Origin of the sequence: Sphingopyxis indica (assembly GCF_900188185.1) — a bacterium.
Classification (GTDB): Bacteria; Pseudomonadota; Alphaproteobacteria; order Sphingomonadales; family Sphingomonadaceae; genus Sphingopyxis; species Sphingopyxis indica.
Genome location: NZ_FZPA01000001.1, coordinates 540,468 through 554,427, shown reverse-complemented (window position 1 = coordinate 554,427; position 13,960 = coordinate 540,468). Strand labels below are relative to the sequence as shown.

The 13,960-nt window shown below is 65.9% G+C and carries 14 protein-coding genes; 10 read left to right on the top strand and 4 right to left on the bottom strand.

The window, feature by feature from the left end; genetic code table 11:
- Nucleotides 1–12 precede the first annotated feature (12 nt).
- The 3 genes from CHB69_RS02525 to CHB69_RS02515 are packed head-to-tail and all read left to right on the top strand — an operon-like array spanning nucleotide 13 to nucleotide 2,969.
- Nucleotides 13–1,647: a nitrite/sulfite reductase gene (locus CHB69_RS02525; protein ID WP_089214370.1), complete on the top strand. Its 1,635-nt coding sequence runs from the start codon at nucleotides 13–15 to the stop codon at nucleotides 1,645–1,647.
- Entirely contained in the window at nucleotides 1,640–2,068 is a 429-nt protein-coding gene (locus tag CHB69_RS02520) for a DUF934 domain-containing protein (protein ID WP_089214369.1), read from the top strand. Before CHB69_RS02525 ends, CHB69_RS02520 begins: the two co-directional genes overlap by 8 nt.
- Entirely contained in the window at nucleotides 2,061–2,969 is a 909-nt protein-coding gene (locus tag CHB69_RS02515) for a phosphoadenylyl-sulfate reductase (RefSeq protein WP_245836469.1), read from the top strand. Before CHB69_RS02520 ends, CHB69_RS02515 begins: the two co-directional genes overlap by 8 nt.
- A gap of 122 nt (nucleotides 2,970–3,091) precedes the next feature.
- Here CHB69_RS02515 and CHB69_RS02510 read toward each other — a convergent pair whose 3' ends face one another.
- Complete coding sequence (locus CHB69_RS02510; RefSeq protein WP_089214368.1) at nucleotides 3,092–3,382, bottom strand: GIY-YIG nuclease family protein; 291 nt, start codon at nucleotides 3,380–3,382, stop codon at nucleotides 3,092–3,094.
- A gap of 114 nt (nucleotides 3,383–3,496) precedes the next feature.
- Nucleotides 3,497–5,008, bottom strand: a complete 1,512-nt coding sequence (locus CHB69_RS02505) for a replicative DNA helicase (RefSeq protein ID WP_089214367.1) — start codon at nucleotides 5,006–5,008, stop codon at nucleotides 3,497–3,499.
- Nucleotides 5,009–5,137: 129 nt separating this feature from the next.
- On the opposite strand from CHB69_RS02505, the gene CHB69_RS02500 reads away from it, so the two are divergent.
- From CHB69_RS02500 to CHB69_RS02470, 7 genes are all read left to right on the top strand, one after another.
- Nucleotides 5,138–5,635, top strand: a complete 498-nt coding sequence (locus tag CHB69_RS02500; protein ID WP_089214366.1) for a UPF0262 family protein — start codon at nucleotides 5,138–5,140, stop codon at nucleotides 5,633–5,635.
- 20 nt (nucleotides 5,636–5,655) lie between these two features.
- On the top strand, nucleotides 5,656–6,399 hold the full coding sequence (locus tag CHB69_RS02495) for a glycoside hydrolase family 25 protein (protein ID WP_245836468.1): 744 nt from the start codon (nucleotides 5,656–5,658) through the stop codon (nucleotides 6,397–6,399).
- Nucleotides 6,386–6,841, top strand: a complete 456-nt coding sequence (locus CHB69_RS02490) for a cytidine deaminase (RefSeq protein ID WP_089214364.1) — start codon at nucleotides 6,386–6,388, stop codon at nucleotides 6,839–6,841. The genes CHB69_RS02495 and CHB69_RS02490 overlap by 14 nt, the downstream gene beginning before the upstream one ends.
- A gap of 519 nt (nucleotides 6,842–7,360) precedes the next feature.
- A complete protein-coding gene (dcd, locus tag CHB69_RS02485) occupies nucleotides 7,361–7,915 on the top strand; it encodes a dCTP deaminase (RefSeq protein ID WP_089214363.1) in 555 nt (184 codons plus the stop codon).
- Between the two features lie 164 nt (nucleotides 7,916–8,079).
- Entirely contained in the window at nucleotides 8,080–9,801 is a 1,722-nt protein-coding gene (locus CHB69_RS02480) for a cellulase family glycosylhydrolase (RefSeq protein ID WP_212541878.1), read from the top strand.
- A gap of 74 nt (nucleotides 9,802–9,875) precedes the next feature.
- Nucleotides 9,876–11,048, top strand: a complete 1,173-nt coding sequence (locus tag CHB69_RS02475; protein ID WP_089214362.1) for a saccharopine dehydrogenase family protein — start codon at nucleotides 9,876–9,878, stop codon at nucleotides 11,046–11,048.
- Between the two features lie 7 nt (nucleotides 11,049–11,055).
- On the top strand, nucleotides 11,056–11,856 hold the full coding sequence (locus CHB69_RS02470) for an acyl-CoA thioesterase (RefSeq protein ID WP_089214361.1): 801 nt from the start codon (nucleotides 11,056–11,058) through the stop codon (nucleotides 11,854–11,856).
- Here the strand turns inward: CHB69_RS02470 and CHB69_RS02465 are convergent.
- Together CHB69_RS02465 and CHB69_RS02460 are read right to left on the bottom strand one after the other, a co-directional pair.
- Nucleotides 11,847–13,190 (bottom strand): sensor histidine kinase, encoded by a 1,344-nt coding sequence (locus CHB69_RS02465; RefSeq protein WP_089214360.1) that lies wholly within the window; start codon nucleotides 13,188–13,190, stop codon nucleotides 11,847–11,849. The genes CHB69_RS02470 and CHB69_RS02465 overlap by 10 nt on opposite strands.
- Nucleotides 13,187–13,921 carry a response regulator gene (locus CHB69_RS02460; protein ID WP_089214359.1) on the bottom strand — a complete coding sequence of 245 codons (735 nt, stop codon included), beginning with the start codon at nucleotides 13,919–13,921 and terminating at the stop codon, nucleotides 13,187–13,189. Before CHB69_RS02460 ends, CHB69_RS02465 begins: the two co-directional genes overlap by 4 nt.
- Between the last annotated feature and the right edge of the window lie 39 nt (nucleotides 13,922–13,960).

Below are 13,960 nucleotides of genomic sequence, written 5' to 3'. Positions count from 1 at the left end.
GCGAGGCCCACAATGTATGAATATGACCGCTACGATCAGGCGATGGTCGACGCCCGCGTCGAGGATTTCCGCGACCAGACCCGCCGCCGCATCGCCGGCGAGCTGACCGAGGACCAGTTCAAGCCGCTCAGGCTCAAGAACGGCCTCTATCTTCAGCTCCACGCCTATATGCTGCGCGTCGCCATCCCCTATGGCACCTTCAATTCGCGCCAGATGCGCAAGCTCGCCGACATCGCGCGCAAATATGATCGCGGCTATGGCCATTTCACGACGCGCCAGAATATCCAGTATAACTGGATCAAGCTGGAGGAAGCGCCCGACCTGCTCGCCGAGCTGGCGACGGTCGAGATGCACGCGATCCAGACGAGCGGCGAGAGCATCCGCAACATCTCCGCCGACCAATATGCCGGCGCCGCCGCCGACGAAATCTGCGACCCGCGCCCCTGGGCCGAGCTTTTGCGGCAGGCGACGACCTTCCATCCCGAATTCAGCTATCTGCCGCGCAAGTTCAAGATTGCGGTGATTTCCTCGAAGGAAGATCGCGCGGCGCTGCGCTGGCACGACTGCGCGCTGCGCATCGTCCGCAACGAAGCGGGCGAGGAAGGCTTCGAAGTCTATGCGGGCGGCGGCATGGGGCGCACCCCCTTCATCGCATACAAGATCCGCGACTTCCTGCCTTCGGGCCAGATTTTCTCCTATCTGCAGGCGATCCTGCGCGTGTGGAACATGCACGCGCGCCGCGACAATATCCACAAGCAGCGGATGAAGATCCTCGTCCACGACCTTGGCGAAGAGGAATTCCGCCGTCAGGTCGAAGAGCAGTTCGAACATTTCCTGACGCTCGGCACCGACTTTCCGCAGGCCGAATACGACCGCATCGCCGCCTTTTTCGCGCCGCCGCCGTTCGAGACCGGCCTGTCCGACGACATCGACCTTTCGGACCCCGACTTCGCGCTGTGGGTCGACCGGCAGGTGATCGCGCACAAGGCGCCGGGCTATGCCATCGCGAACATCAGCCTGAAACCCGTCGGCGGCATCCCCGGCGATATTTCGGCCGAGCAGATGGAGCGCGTCGCCGACCTCGCCGAACGCTACAGCTTCGACGAGATCCGCGCGACGCACGCGCAGAATCTCGTGCTGCCGCACGTCCGCAAGGCCGACCTCTATGCCGTATGGCAGGCGCTCGACGCGGCGGGGCTCGCCGATGCGAACCTCGATCTCGTCACCGACATCATCGCCTGTCCCGGCCTCGATTATTGCAGCCTCGCCAATGCACGCTCGATCCCGATCGCGCAGAAGATCGCGCAGCGTTTCGCCGACGCGGAACGCCAGCGCGACATCGGCGAGCTGAAAATCAAGATTTCGGGCTGCATCAACGCCTGCGGCCACCACCACGCGGGCCAGATCGGCATCCTCGGCGTCGACCGCAAGGGCACCGAAAACTACCAGCTGCTGCTCGGCGGTTCGGGCGCCGAAGACACGTCGCAGGCGAAGATCACCGGCCCCGGCTTCGACGAGGAAGGCATCGTCGATGCCGTCGAGCGCACGATCGAGCGTTATCGCGAGCTGCGCACCGACGGCGAGCGCTTCCTCGACACCTATCGCCGCGTCGGCATGGACCCCTTCAAGGAGGCTATTTATGGCTGAGGCAGCCCTGCGTTTCCGCAACGACGACCCGGTCGAAGAGCCCGCGGTCACGCTCGACGCTTTTATCGAGCAGACGAGCGCAAGTGCCGTGCGGATCGAGGCGGGCGACGATCCGCGCCGTCTGATCCCGCACCTCGGCCGCGTCAAGCTGGTCGAAGTCGGCTTCCCGCGCTTTCGCGACGGCCGCGGCTTCTCGACCGCGCGCGTGCTGCGCGAGGCGGGCTATGACGGCGAAATCCGCGCCGAGGGCGACATCCTCGTTGACCTCATCTTCTTCATGCGCCGCTGCGGCTTCGACAGCTTCGCCCCGCAGGCGCCGCTGGGTCGCGCCGACGTCGACGCGGCGCTCAGCCGCTACGACTATGTCTATCAGCACGCAGCCGACGGCGCGGTGCCGATCTGGAAGCTGAGGCATGGCTGATTTCAGAAAATCCGTTCGTGCTGAGGAGGGACTGAGCTGGTCGAAGGCCCGTCTCGAAGCACCGCGCGAAGCCCTTCGAGACGCCGTTTCGACAAGCTCAACGGCTCCTCAGGGCGAAGGGCAAGAAGGGCGCGCGGACCGGACCCGCGACCGGATCGACGTCGCGCCGCGCTTCACGCAGGCCGACGTCATCCGCCTCAACAATCTGTTCCGCGGCCAGGACGCGGCCGAGGCGGTCGCGAGCGTGCTCGGCGCGGGGCTGATCGGCGAAACCGCGATCGTGTCGAGTTTCGGCGCCGAAAGCGCGGTGCTGCTCCACCTCGTCACGCGGGTCGCCCCCGACATTCCGGTACTGTTCCTTGAGACCGGCAAGCATTTCCCCGAAACGCTGGCGTATCGCGACGAGCTGACGCAACGGCTCGGCCTCAACCTCGTCAATGTGACGCCCGACCCCGAGGAACTTGCAAAAAAGGACGAGACGGGGCTTCGCTGGTCCTACGACCCCGACGGCTGCTGCGAAATCCGCAAGGTGAAGCCGCTCGAAAAGGCGCTGACCGATTTCGACACCTCGATCACGGGGCGCAAGGGATTCCAGTCGTCGACCCGGCAAGGCCTGCCGCGCTTCGAGCTCGACGGCAACACCGGCCGGCTGAAATTCAACCCGCTCGCCAACTGGACGCGCGAGATGCTCGACGCCTATTTCGAAGCGCACGACCTGCCGCGCCATCCGCTCGAAGCCGAGGGTTACCCGTCGATCGGCTGCTCGCCCTGCACCTCGAAGGTCAAGCCCGGCGAAGACCCGCGCGCGGGCCGCTGGCGCGGCTGGGACAAGACCGAATGCGGTATCCACGAGGTGGTGACGCCGCTGGGCGACGACCCGGCGAACGATCCGGCGTTTTAGGCAAGGCCTGAATAGAAAAGGAAGACGTCGCCCCAGCGAAAGCTGGGGCCGCTATCGTTCTGACAGGACGCGGGCGATCCCAGCTTGCGCTGGGATGACGATTGGGACGGCTCGGATAATGATTAGAGAATATGCGGGATCAGATCATCCCAGCCGGGATTGCTTGCTTCGATCAATTCGATCTTCCACTGCCGTTTCCAGGCTTTCATCGCCTTTTCGCGGGCAATGGCTTCCTCGATCGTCGGATAGGTTTCGACGAGCACAAGCTTGTCCAATCCATATTTCCGGCAGAAAGCCGAGCCGCTTCCGCTCCGATGCTGGAAAGTGCGCGCTTCAATAATCGCCGTCACGCCGATATAGAGCACGCCGCGCGGCTTGTTGGTCATGATATAGACGTACCCGCCCCGCCGCATCCGAATAGCGTAGCAGACTCTGTTTCGTCATCCCAGCGAAAGCTGGGATCGCTGGCGTTCATTCAGGCCGATAGCGGCCCCAGCTTTCGCTGGGGCGACGGGGCAATAGGGACCTCACTCATAATCCGCATAGGCCTGGCTCTCGTCGGCCAGATCGCTGAACTTCGTCGTCTTCGCGTCGAAGTGCAGGCGCACCTTGCCCGTCGAGCCGTGACGTGACTTGGCGACGATCAGCTCGGCGAGGCCGAAGACGCGCTCCATTTCGGCCGCCCACTCCTCGTGCGCGGCGTGAATCTTGACGTCGTCGCCCTCGATCGGCCGTTTCGGCTCGCGCGCGGCGACATAATAATCCTCGCGGAACACGAAGAGCACCATGTCGGCGTCCTGCTCGATCGACCCCGATTCGCGCAGGTCGGAGAGCTGGGGGCGCTTGTCCTCGCGGCTTTCGACCTGGCGGCTGAGCTGTGACAGCGCCATCACCGGCACATTAAGTTCCTTCGCCAAGGTCTTGAGGCCGCGTGAGATTTCCGAGATTTCCTGCACACGATTGTCGCCGCTGCGCGACGACCCCTGCAACAGCTGGAGATAGTCGACGATGATGAAGCCGATGCCGTGCCGGCGCTGCAAACGACGTGCGCGGGTGCGCAGGCTCGCGATCGTCAGGCCGGGCGTATCGTCGATGTAGAGCGGCAGGGTCTGGAGCTGCTGCGCGGCGCGGGACAGCTGCTGGAACTGCTCCTTGCTGATCTTGCCCATGCGCAGCGCCTCGCCCGACACCCCCGACTGTTCGGCGAGGACGCGCGTCGCCAGCTGGTCGGCCGACATTTCGAGGCTGAAGAAGGCGACCTTCGCGCCCATATTCTTTTCGGGCGGAATCCCGTCCTCCTCGTCGCGGCGGAAGCGTTCGGCGGCATTATAGGCGATGTTGGTCGCGAGCGAGGTCTTGCCCATGCCGGGACGGCCGGCGAGGATCATCAGGTCCGAATTGTGCATACCGCCGATCTTGGCGTTCACGCTGCCGATGCCCGTGGTGATACCCGACAGGTGCCCGCCCGAATTGAGCGCTCGCTCGGCAGCCTGGAGCGCGGTCAGGCTCGCGGTGTTGAAGCTCTTGACCGACCCCATTTCGGCCTCGCCCCCCGCGACGCGGTAGAGCGCCGTTTCGGCCTCCTCGATCTGCGCCTGCGGATCGACGCTCTCGCTCGTGTCGAGCGCGCCTTCGACCATCGTGCGGCCGACATCGACGAGTTCGCGCAGCAGCGCGAGATCGTAAATCTGCCGCGCGAAGTCGCGCGCGCCGATCAGCCCCGCGCCGCTGCCGGTCAGCTGCGCGAGATAGCCGACCCCGCCGACCGCCTTCATCGCCTCGTCGGCCTCGAAATAGGGTTTGAGCGTCACCGGGGTCGCAATGCTGTTGCGTTCGATCAGTGCCATCGTCTGGGCAAAGATGCGCCCGTGCAGCGGCTCGAAGAAATGCGCCGCCGTCAGCTGCACCGGCAGATCCTCGACGACTCGATTGTCGATCAGAATCGCACCCAGAAAGGCGGCCTCGGCCTCGATATTGCGGGGCAATTGGCGGTCGTCCCCGGGGTTGGCCGGGGTGGGCAGGCGAGCGATTTCAGACATGGTCGCGCATCATGCGCCGAGCGCGGCGACGGCGCAACCGCGATCGCGCCGAGGGGGCCGCACCTGTGGACAGATCGGGGATAACTCGCCCCCTTGCCCTTCGCGACGCGCCCGGTAGAAGCCGGAACCATGGTCGAAGCCGATCCCTCGAAGCAGCGCATCATTTCGGTCGACCTCGACGAAAGCTCGATCGTCTGGCGCAATCCCGACGTCGAACAGGAACGCCGCGTCGCGATCTTCGACCTGCTCGAGGATAACAAGTTCGTCCCCCAGCGCGGCCACGACGACGGTTATGCCGGACCCTACCGGCTCAAGCTGCGTGTCGAGGACGGCCGGTTAATCTTTGAAATCGCTCGCGAAGATGGCTCGCCGCTCGAAGCGATCATCCTCGGCCTCGGGCGTTTCCGCCGCCCGATCCGCGACTATTTCGCGATCTGCGACAGCTATTATCAGGCGATCAAAACCTCGACCGCGCAGCAGATCGAAACGGTCGACATGGCGCGGCGCGGGTTGCACAACGAGGCTGCGGAGATGCTGATGGACCGGCTCGACGGCAAGATCGCGGTCGATTTCGACACCGCACGGCGGCTCTTCACGCTGATCTGCGTTTTGCATATCAAGAGCTGACGATGGCGATGGGGGCGACATTGTCGAGGCGCACGGGAGCGGGGGCGGATTGGCGCGGCAGGGTCGCGCGCTGGCTCCGCCGCCTCGCCGCGCTGGCCGCGCTCCTCCTCCTCGCGGTGGGCCTCGCGCTCTGGTGGGCAGCGCGCTGGACGCCGCCGCGCGCCAAATTTCCGCTGCAAGGGGTGACGATCGACGCGGGCAATGGCGCGGTGCATTGGGGGTCGATCAAGGCCGCTGGCGCCGATTTCGCCTATATTTTCGCGACCGACGGCGCGGATGGCGTCGATGCAGGCTATGCGCGCAACATGGCCGCCGCGCGCGAGGCGGGGATGCGCATCGGGCCGATCCACCGCTATAGCCTGTGCCAGCTCGCGACCGACCAGGCGGCGAATTTCATCCGCCACGTGCCGCGGCGCGCCGACGCGTTGCCCCCCGTCGTCTGGCTCGACTATGACGATCGCTGCCCCGACCGCCCGACGCGCGCGCTGCTGCTCAGCGAGCTGGCGACCTTCCTCGCGCAGATCGAGGCGCATATGGGCAAGCGCAGCCTGATCGCGCCCGGCCCCAATTTCGAGGCCGATTACAAGGTGACGCGCGGCATCGCGCGCACGACCTGGCTGCGCCGCGACTTTTTCCCGCCCGACTATGGTGCCCACCCCTGGGCGATGTGGCAGGCGAACGACTATATGCGATTGCCCGGCGCCGAAGGCACCGTCGGCTGGAACGTCGTCCGCCCCGAAGGAATGAGCGATGAACAGGAATGACGAGCGCGACGCGCTGATCGAGGCCGCGCGCGACGCGTCGAAGCGCGCCTATGCGCCCTATTCGGGCTATCACGTCGGCGCGGCGCTGCTGCTGAAAAATGGCGACGTCGTGACCGGCGCCAATGTCGAGAATGCGAGCTATGGCCTGACGCTGTGCGCCGAGACCGCTGCGGTGGCGAAGATCGCCAACGAAGGCTGGATCGGCGAACTCGCCGCGGTGGCGATCGTCGGCGGTCGCCCCGAGGGCGACGCCCTGCTCGGCAGCGATCCCGTCCACCCGTGCGGCCGCTGCCGCCAGATATTGAACGAAGCCGCCGAGCGGTCGAAGACCGACATCCTCGTCCATTGCGCCTCGGGCGACGGCAGCGCGGTGAAGAGCTATCGCCTCAGCGAACTCCTCCCCGCCGCCTTCGGCCCGAAGGATCTGGGTCTGATCGACTAACGCCAGCCTGTTTCCCTCCTCGTCATGCTGAACTTGTTTCAGCATCCATGGCCCGGCGCTATCCAGCCAGGATGGCACCAGTTGCTTTTCGCACAAAGACACAAAGCCACGAATAAGAAGGCTTGGGCCGACAGGTCCATTTCCCCGTCAACGGTGCGGCCGGCCACAGGATTGCAAGGGAGAGCCGTTTCGCGGCCGGCGCGACGTCTTCGTGGCTTTGCGTCTTTGCGCGAAACAAAAAGGCGCGGCACCGAAGGACAGGCAAGGCCTTGGTCCCCGAAGCAACTTGGCGATTATTCCCTGGACATTCGTAGGCCCCCCTCACTCCGTCATTGCGAGCGAAGCGAAGCAATCCAGAGTAGCGTAAACCGCTCTGGATTGCTTCGCTTCGCTTGCAATGACGAGATCAGGGATGCGAGCGAGGCAATCGCCAAGCAACTTCAGGGTGACGATCCATGGAAAGGCTCGCCCTTCCATAGACCGCTTGCGCAATGCGCAGCACGCCGACAAGAGACATGCATGGCCATTCTTTCCGACCGCTGGATTCGCGAAGCCGCCCAGACGCAGGGCATGATCGAACCGTTCGTCGAGGCGCAGCGCCGCGACGGCTGCATCAGCTACGGCCTCTCCTCCTACGGCTATGACGCGCGCGTTGCCGACGAGTTCAAGATCTTCACCAATGTCGACAGCGCGGTCGTCGATCCCAAGGATTTCGCTTCGAACAGCTTCGTCGACCGCAAGACCGACTGCTGCATCATCCCGCCGAACAGCTTCGCGCTGGCGCGCACGGTCGAATATTTCCGCATCCCGCGCGACGTCCTCGTCATCTGCCTCGGCAAGTCGACCTATGCGCGCTGCGGCATCATTGTGAACGTCACCCCGCTCGAGCCCGGCTGGGAAGGCCATGTGACGCTCGAATTTTCGAACACCACCCCCCTGCCCGCCAAAATCTACGCGAACGAAGGCGCGTGTCAGTTCCTCTTCCTGCAGGGCAACGAGCCGTGCGAGACGAGCTACGCCGACCGCGCGGGCAAATATATGGGGCAGAAGGGCGTAACGCTGCCGAAGCTGTAGCGACGCCGTCAAATCATCGTCATTGCGAGCGAAGCGAAGCAATCCAGAGTTGCGTAAACCGCGCTGGATTGCCGCGTCGCCTCCGGCTCCTCGCAATGACGGATTGCTTGTCTTGGCACGAAAGTTTGATAACGTTCCCATAAATCAGAACGGGGGACGAGGATGTGAAACTTCGCGCGATCGTGCTGGCGCTGACGGCGCTGCTTTCCACCACTGCCGCCCACGCCGATGGCTTCCTCCGCGCCGAGGGCACGCAAATCGTCGACGACAGCGGCGAGACGGTGATCCTGCGCGGCATGGGGCTCGGCGGCTGGATGCTGCAGGAAGGCTATATGCTGCGGCTCGGCGAGATCGGGCAGCAGCACCGCATCCGCGCAAAGCTCGTCGAGCTGGTCGGCGAGGAGCGCACCGCGACCTTCTATCGCGCGTGGCTCGACAATCACACGACCGAGGCGGACATCGCGGCGATGGCGGTGTGGGGTTTCAATTCGGTGCGGCTGCCGGTCCATTTCAACCAGCTCACCCTGCCCGTCGAGGCCGAGCCGCGCGCGGGCGAGGATACATGGCTCGAAGAGGGCTTCGAGCGCATCGACCGCCTGCTCGCATGGAGTAAAGCGCACCATATCTATCTGATCCTCGACCTCCATGCCGCGCCGGGCGGACAGGGCAACGACCTTGCCATTTCCGACCGCGATCCCGCAAAGCCCTCGCTGTGGGAGAGCGAGGAAAACCAGCGCAAGACCGTCGCGCTGTGGGCGAAGCTCGCCACGCGCTACAAGGACGAGCCGTGGATCGGCGGTTACGACCTGATCAACGAGCCGAACTGGAGCTTCGCAACCCCCGGCAAGGGTAATGGCTGCGACGAAACCGAAAACAAGCCGGTCTGGGCGCTCCAGCGGCGCATCACCGCGGCGATTCGCGCGGTCGACGCCAACCATATGCTGATCGTCGAGGGCAATTGCTGGGGTAATAATTACAAGGGGCTGCCGCCCGCGTGGGACGCCAACATGGCGCTGAGCTTCCACAAATATTGGAACCGCAACGACGCCGCGAGCATCGCCGGCATCGTCGCGCTGCGCGAAAGCTATGGCCGCCCGATCTGGCTCGGCGAATCGGGCGAGAACAGCAATGTCTGGTTCCGCGATGCGATCGCGCTCGTCGAAGGCCAAGGCATCGGCTGGGCCTTCTGGCCGCTCAAGAAAATCGGCTTCAACCAACCGCTCGAAATCGACCCCGGCGCGGGCTGGGCCGCCATCGTCGCATGGATGACCGGCAAGGGACCGAAACCCGGCGCCGACGCCGCCTTTGCCGCGATGATGCAGCTCGCCGAAAACAGCCGCTTCGACAGAAATATCCCGCACCCCGATGTGATCGACGCGATGATGCGCCAGCCGCACGACCCGAGCGCGCGCGCCTTTGCGCCGCACCGGCTGACCGACAGCCCGCTCGTCGTCCGCGCCGCCGATTACGACCTCGGCCCCGCGGGCGTCGCCTATGCCGACACGGTCGACGCCAATTATCATGTCGCGACCGGCGGCGAGCGGGTGCTGTGGAACAACGGCACGACCTATCGCAACGACGGCGTCGACATCGCGCGCGACGCCGATGGCGTGCCCTATGTCACCGATTTCGTGACCGGCGAATGGATGCGCTACAGCATCGACGCGGGAAAGGGCGGACGGGTTGCCGTCGCGATCCGCGCGCGCTCGGCGACGGGCGGGAGGCTGGCGCTCGGCGAGCGGGAAGTTGCCCTGCCCGCCGCCGACAGGTGGCAAGAGCTGACCATCCCCGACGTCGCGCTGGCGGACGGCTCGACGGCGCTCGTGCTGCGCGCGGTCGATTGCGCCGATTGCGAGGTCGAAAAGCTGACCCTCGCCCCGCGCTGACGCGCTACCGGCTTGGCAACCCACCCGCACTAGGCTAGCCTCCACTTGACGTTTACGTAAATGGGAGGGGTGCCATGGCGCAGGCCCGCGAATTCGACATCATCGTCTATGGCGCGACCGGCTTCACGGGCCGGCTCGTCGCCGAATATCTCGCGCAGCATTATGCGGGGCGGAAGGATGCGCCGAAATGGGCGATGGCGGGGCGCAGCCTAGAAAAGCTCGCCGAGGTCCGCGACCTGATCGGCGCGCCGGCCGACACGCCGCTCGTCGTCGCCGATGCGAGCGATCCGGCGAGCCTCGACATGATGGCGCACCGCACCCGCGTCGTGCTGACCACCGTCGGCCCCTATCAGCTCTACGGCGGTGCGCTCGTCGAGGCCTGTGCGAAGGCCGGCACCGCTTATGCCGATCTGTGCGGCGAGCCCGGCTGGATGCGCGAAATGATCGACGCGCATCAGGACCAGGCGAAGGCGTCGGGCGCACGCATCACCTTTTCCTGCGGCTTCGATTCGATTCCCTTCGACCTCGGTGTGCTGTTCCTGCAGGCCGAGGCGGTCAAGCGCCACGGCAAGCCTGCACCGCGCGTCAAGGGCCGCGTCCGCAAGATGCAGGGCGGTGCGTCGGGCGGCACGATCGCCAGCCTCACCGAAACGCTGAAGGCCGTCGCCAAGAATCCGTCGCTCGCGCTGCTGCTCAAATCCTCCTTCGCGCTGACCCCCGGCTTCGAAGGCCCGCATCAGCCGACCGGGCTGATCCCCGAATATGACCATGCGACGGGCACCTGGACCGCGCCCTTCGTGATGGCGCCCATCAACACCAAGAATGTCCACCGCACCAACTATCTGCTCGGCCACCCGTGGGGTGAGACCCTTGTCTATGACGAAATGGTGATGACGACGATCGGCGACGCCGGAAAGGCGATGGCCGAAGCGATGGCAAAGGCGAACCCGTTCGGCGAATCGAAGCTCAAGCCCGGCGAAGGCCCGAGCAAGGAAGAGCGCGAAAACGGCTACTACGACATCCTCTTCATCGGCGAATATCCCGACGGAACGACGATCCGCGCCAGTGTGCAGGGCGACCGCGACCCCGGCTATGGCTCGACGTCGAAGATGCTCGCCGAGACCGGGATGGCGCTGCTCGGCAACGAGGGCGTCGGCGGCATCTGGACGCCGGGCGCGCTGCTCGGGCAGGCGCTCATCGACCGGCTGACCGAACATGCCGGACTGACTTTCCAGATCGAGGACTAACAACGGAATGACCACCTCTCCCAGCGCGCTCGACGCGCTGCTCGCGACGCTGCGCACCGAAGACGGCCAGGCGAGCGCCCATATCGACGAAGGCTGGATGCAGGGCCGCACCGCCTATGGCGGGATCAGCTCGGCGGTCGCGCTCGCGGCGACGATGGCGCTGCATCCGACCGAAACCCCGCTGCGCTATGCCCAGATCAGCTTCGTCGGCCCGGTGGGCGGCGACTGCTCGGTGGGCACGCGCGTGCTGCGCCAGTCGAAATCGAGCCTGTTCGTCGATGCGGGCGTATCGAGCGACATGGGCTTCGGCACCGCGGCGCTCTTTGCCTTTTCGCCCGACCGGCAGAGCCATCTCGACCACAATCGCCTGACCATGCCCGATGCCCCCGATCCCGGCACGCTGAAGCCGGTGCCCGAGCACAAGGTGCGGCCGAGCTTCACGCGCCATTTCGACATGCGCCCGACCAGCGGGCCGCGCTTCGACTGGAAGAGCGAGGTCGGCGAATATCTGACCTGGGTGCGCTTCGTCGAAGAACCCGCCTGTCATCCGATGGTCGCGCTGCTCGCGATGGGTGACGCGCTGCCCCCGGCTGCGATGGCGCTGTTCACCGAATTCGGGCCGATCAGTTCGATGAACTGGACGGTGAACATGCTGACGGGAACGCCCACCACCGACGACGGCTGGTGGCTGCTGTCGGCGAAGACCGGCTATGCGCGCGGCGGCTTTTCGGTGCAGGACATGATGATCTGGAACCGCGCCGGCGAACCGGTGATGAGCGGCAGCCAGGGGATCGCGATCTACGCGTGACGCGGCAGCGCGACCGCCGCATCTAGCCCGCCGCCGGGCCGGTTGGACAACGTGAGGCTGCCGCCCTCCCCCTCCGCAATTTCGCGCGCGATCGACAGGCCCAGCCCGGCGCCGCCGGTCGCGCGATTGCGCGATTCCTCGCCGCGCGCAAAGGGTTCGACCAGCGCCGCGATCTGCGCCTCGCTGAGCCCCGGCCCGTCATCGGAGACGACGATCCGCACCGCATCGGCGTCGCGCATGACCGCGAGCCGCGCGCGCGCGCCATAGGCGATGGCATTGTCGATCAGATTGCGCAGCGCGCGCCGCAACAGCATCGGACGCGCCATCACCACGGCATCGGCAGCCTCGGCAACGCCGACGTCCTTGCCGCGTTCCCGATAATCGGCGGCGAGATCGCCGACGAGCGCGCGCAGCGCCACCGGCTCGGCCGCTTCGGTTCCCGACCCCGCGCGCGCCAGCGCCAATATATCGGTCAGCATCGCGGTCATTTCCTCGATCGACGCGATCATCTTGTCGCGCAGCCGGTGGTCCTCGACCTGCTCGACGCGAACGCGCAGGCTCGCGAGCGGGGTCCGGAGGTCGTGACCGACCGCGCCGAGCATCCGGTCCTTGTCGGCGAGCATCGCCGCGATCCGCGCGCGATAGGCGTTGAACGCGGCGATCAGGTCGCGCACGTCCGACGGCCCCTCTTCCTCGAGCGGCGGCGTGTCGCGCAGCGCGGGGCTGGCGCGGGCGGCACGCGCGAGATCGCGCAAGGGCCGCGCCGCGCGCCAGGCAATGAACAGGATCGGGACGAGCAGCAGCAGATAAAGCGTCAGCGTCTGCCAGATCAGGAAGCGTGGCAGCCGGTCGCCGCCCACCGGCAGGCGGCTGCGCACCGCATAATAACGGCCACCGACCTTCGCGACGACGACGACCGTCTGCCCGGGAAAGCCCGGCCGTTGCAACCGCCCGCGCGGGGGCAAGGCCCACGCCTCGATCGCATCGGCATGGACATCGGCTTCGGCCATCAAGCCGGCGACATAGTCGGCAAGGTCGGCTCGCGGCACCGCGGCGGGCGGCAGGCGCGGCGGCATCGTCGAGATGCGCAGCTTCTGAATCCGCTCGCGCGGGCCGCGATGGTCGTGTTCGTCGGCCTCGTGCTCGCCGCGCCGGTCGCGCTCGATCGCATCGACGATGCGCGCGACCGCCATGCCCCCGCCATGCGCGAGTATCTGCTGATTCTGTCCGCGCACAAGCAGGGCGAAATTGATCGCTTGCGCGACGAACAGCGTGACCGCGACGGCGAAGATCAACTGGCCGACCAGACTGCGCGGCCACAGGCGCAGCTTCATGACGCCGGTCCCAGCCGCCGGACCTCGCACGCCAGCGTGTAGCCGCCGCCCCACACGGTCTTCACATAATGCGGATGCGCGGGATCGTCCTCGATCTTCTTGCGCAGGCGGCTCACCAGATTGTCGATCGCGCGATCGAAGATGTCGGCCTCGCGCCCGCGCACCATGTCGAGCAGCCGGTCGCGGCTCATCACCTGCCGCGGATGGCGCACGAGCGCGTGGAGCAGATGATATTCACCCGATGAGAGTGCAACCTCGTTGCCCTCTGCATCGACGAGCACGCGCTCGACCTCGCGCAGCACCCACGGCCCGAAGGCATAGCTGGTGCCGCCATTGTCGATCGCGCGCCCGTTCGCCTGCGTCCGGCGCAGCACGGTGCGGATGCGCGCGACGAGTTCGCGCGGATTGAAGGGTTTGACGACATAATCGTCGGCGCCGATCTCCAGCCCGATGATCCGCTCGGTATCCTCGGCCCGCGCGGTCAGCAGGATCACGGGGACATTGCTCGTCTCGCGCAGATGGCGCGTCAGCGACAGCCCGTCCTCGCCCGGCATCATGATGTCGCTGACGACAAGGTCGATGCTTTTCGCGCGCAGCACCGAACGCGCCTCGGCGGCGCTCGCGGCATCGCTCACCGCAAAGCCCTGGCTTTCGAGATATTCGGACAGCGGCTCGCGGATCGACGGTTCATCGTCGATCAGCAGGATGCGGGGCGTGTCGCTGTCGGTCATCGTCGATCGTCTGCCTCAAACGGTGGTTCGCCCACCGGC